Here is a 3,567-nt window from a genome sequence, read left to right on the forward strand (position 1 = left end):
TAATTTCGAAATCACATCAGATCAATTTACATCCAACTATAAAGGAACGGCTGAGATTGATGCACATTTTGTGAACTTGTCAGAGCACTTTGCCAATCCATTCAATCCTTTGGCGGACACTACTTTCTTCTGGAATTTTGACAGTCCACAAGGCATGTGGATTTTAAGCGAAGATTTAAACGAATCATTCGATAAAATTTATGAACCAAGAGATGACTCTTATGATGTAGATGTTTGTTTAGTAGCGATCAATAAAAATGGATGTACAGATACTTTATGTAAGAATATCATCGTTTATTCGCCAATTGAATTCGATAATGTCAATATTTTCAGTCCGAATGGAGATGGAGCAAATGACTTATTCACTTTCGAGTTTAAATCAAAATCAATTGCCAAATTTAAATGTGTAATTGTTGACCGATGGGGCATCACAAAAACAGAAATGAGTGCAATTACTGATACTTGGGATGGTACAGATATGAATGGTTCTAAATGTAATGACGGTGTTTATTTCTATACCTATGAGGCAATCACTGATGATGGATCTACACTTTCTGGTCAGGGAACAGTTCAGATAGTTGCAACGAGCGGACACTGAGGATTGCAAAGCAATGGCCTCGAAGTGTCAAGCGAAGCAATTACTGACAATGGTACAACACTAGTTGGCCAAGGAACAGTGCAGATTGTTGGCGGAGGGAAATAATAGTAAGTAATGAGCCTTGTTCTCCGGAGCCTTGTGCTCAGCAGAGCGCTATTTTGTAATTGTGAATTCGGAATTCATTGAGTTTTTAAGTTAAGCTTTAACCAATCTAGTTAGGATTTATACGAAAAGAGTCGTAATTTGCAGAAGCTTAATACTTTGCTAATACCGAAACGGATTAAACTACAAGCCCAAAAAATTGCGTAAGACATTTTTCATATTTATTTATCTCTTCAGTTTTGCATCTTTTGCACAGACCAATCTTGTCCAACCTACAAGTATTTCCGGGACAGCGACCATATATGATATGTCAAGTGAACCGTTGGATATAATTGTGGATCCAATTATTACGCCATTAACTGACCCCGCAACAACTACTGTTTCAAGTTATACCGATGGGTCAGCATTCGACAATGTTTATATTTGGCAGTTCACGTCGAATACCATTGCGATGAATTTTTCTTCAGCTGTTGCTATAACCGGTGTGGTAATTTGGAATTCTTTTGCGTCAAGTTCTTATAGAGAGGGATTTTTACAACCTAACCACAGTGTCAATCGTGCAAATTTTGAATTTTTTAGAGGAGGCGTTTCATTAGGAGATGAAAATATTAATGTCTTGTACCCTTATAATGATTTTGGCGAATTATATCCATTCGCTAGGGAGTATTTAGAAGTAGATGAAATAGTAATGACTGTTCTTTCCAATCATGGAGGAGATCAAACAGCCATGCAAGAAATAGCGTTTAATTCTCTATTATGTGATCCTTTAAGGGTGAGAGCTTCGGTTGAAGAAATTTGTGTTGGTGATACAGTTTCATTAACGGCAAGTTCATATAACGGAGGCACAATAACATGGTCGGATGGTGTGACAGATGGTTTACCTTTTAGGATCGACGAAGCGGGGACTTACACATATTCAGTAAGAAGTGATCATGATAACGATTGTTTTGGGGAAATTGATGTGATTGTACATGATCTACCAACAGTTAATGCTATTGTTAGTGAAGATACGATATGTTTTGGAGCCTCAGTGTTATTTGCAGGAGAAGGGGCGGAACGATATACATGGGACAATGATGTGAGTGATCGTGCATCGTACACGCCGACAGAAACCGGACTACAAACTTATACTGTTATCGGAATTGTTGGTATTGGATGCGCAGATACGGCGTCAATCGATTTATATGTAGCTCCAATTCCTGTATGTGATTTTGAATTTATAGCCAATGGGGTTTCTTCGAGTGATGGCAGTACGGGTGGCTGCGTAGATAAAGTTATTCAATTTAATGATTTGTCTACGGTTGAAGATCCTGATAATATAACGGAATGGAATTGGACTTTTGGTGATGGATCATCGTCATCGCTTCAAAATCCAGAACATATTTATACTGCGGAAGGAACTTATACGGTGACTTTAATTGTGACGTCTGAAAATGGTTGCTCATCAACGTTTACAATGACCATTATCATAATTGAAGGTGTGCATATTGACATTGATGTGGTTATTAATAATCCAACTTGTTTTGGTTTTTCTGATGGTTCAATCGTGATTAGTATTATTGGAGGAGGTGATGAAGATGCAATTTATAAAATTACAAATGAAGACGGAACAATATTGAATATCGACAATTCTAACGCTGCAAATGGATTGCCGGCCGGTATTTATTTTTATGCGATAGGTGAGGAGTCGCCATGTACTGATGCTAGATTTGTTGTTTTAAATGAGCCAGATCAAATAGATATTGATTTCACAATTTTTAATCCGCGTTGTTATAGTGAAGAATCAGGTTGGGTAAGAATAAATGAAGTGTTTAATGCAACTGGTGATTATGATCTTATTTCTTATATCTGGAATCCAAATCCAACAGAAAATTCAGGTATTGGAGCCGATTCTATTTGGGATTTAGGAGCAGGTGAATATACCATTACAATTAACGATGAAAATGGCTGCTCCGAAATTTTTGATTTTATTATCGATCAAATAGATTCATTAGAATTCGTTGAATTTGATTATGAGCCGGCGTATTGTCGACAATTTGGCTATCAAAACGGAAATGGAGTGGTAAAAGCTTCTGCTAAGGGAGGCACAGCAGGTTATGATTATCTTTGGACGAATCTTGAAAATGGCGAAACGAGCAACAATTCTACTTGGGGAGGATTGAACGCTGGAGAATATAAAATGCTTATTACCGATGCAAATGGTTGTACATTAACGAGAAGTATAACCGTCGATTCGTTAAGTCCACGTGCAAATTTTGAAATCACATCTGAACAGTTTACAAATAATTATAAAGGCACCGCAGATCTAGCAGCTCATTTTGTGAACCTATCAGAGAATTATGCCAATCCTTTTAATCCATTTGCAGACACAACATTCTTCTGGAATTTTGATAGTCCCGAAGGCAAATGGATTTTAAGTGAAAATATTGATGAAAGAATTGATAGAATTTTTGAAGCTAGAGGTGAATCTTATGACGTTGATGTATGTTTAGTCGCCATCAATAAAAATGGATGTACGGATACGTTGTGCAAGAAAATAGTAGTGTACGAACCAATCGAATTTAATCATGTTAATATTTTCAGTCCGAATGGCGATGGTGCAAATGACTTATTAACTTTCGAGTTTAAATCAAAATCAATTAGCGAATTCCATTGCGTTATAGTTGACCGTTGGGGAGGGATTAAAAGAGAATTATTTGATATTAAAGATGCCTGGGATGGAACAGACAGAAGCGGTTCAAAATGTTCGGACGGTGTTTATTTTTATATCTACGAAGCAATTACGGATGATGGATCTACACTTTCTGGTCAGGGTACAGTTCAGATAGTTGCAACGAGCGGACACTGAGGATTGCAAAGCAATGGCC

Annotated in this window: 2 protein-coding genes; both read left to right on the top strand. The window is 37.2% G+C overall.

Annotated features, from left to right (window positions below; all coding sequences use genetic code 11):
* The coding region (locus T367_RS24430) for a T9SS type B sorting domain-containing protein (RefSeq protein ID WP_027421544.1) at positions 1 to 598 on the top strand (598 nt) is incomplete at its 5' end.
* A gap of 301 nt (positions 599 to 899) precedes the next feature.
* Positions 900 to 3,548: a PKD domain-containing protein gene (locus T367_RS0120780; protein ID WP_157454348.1), complete on the top strand. Its 2,649-nt coding sequence runs from the start codon at positions 900 to 902 to the stop codon at positions 3,546 to 3,548.
* Positions 3,549 to 3,567: the final 19 nt, after the last annotated feature.

Origin of the sequence: Crocinitomix catalasitica ATCC 23190 (assembly GCF_000621625.1) — a bacterium.
Taxonomy (GTDB): domain Bacteria; phylum Bacteroidota; class Bacteroidia; order Flavobacteriales_D; family Crocinitomicaceae; genus Crocinitomix; species Crocinitomix catalasitica.